A 265-nucleotide genomic window follows, 5' to 3' on the forward strand; every position below is an offset into this window, starting at 1 on the left:
AATCAGAATCAATGAGTGAATCTACAAGCACATCAGACAGTGCATCCAGTGAATCCACAAGTACCTCGGATAGCGCATCAAACTCAGCATCTGATTCAAAATCAGAATCAATGAGTGATTCTACAAGCACATCAGACAGTGCATCAACATCAATGTCCGATTCAAAATCAGAATCAATGAGCACATCAGACAGTGCATCAAGCTCAGCGTCTGATTCAAAATCAGAATCAATGAGTGAATCTACAAGCACATCAGACAGTGCATC

General features: G+C 40.8%; 1 pseudogene. It reads right to left on the reverse strand.

The features are described from left to right. Positions 1 to 250, reverse strand: a pseudogene (locus BZZ03_RS12115) (MSCRAMM family adhesin SdrC); the annotation flags it as partial. Positions 251 to 265: the final 15 nt, after the last annotated feature.

Origin of the sequence: Lactococcus petauri (genome assembly GCF_002154895.1) — a bacterium.
Taxonomy (GTDB): domain Bacteria; phylum Bacillota; class Bacilli; order Lactobacillales; family Streptococcaceae; genus Lactococcus; species Lactococcus petauri.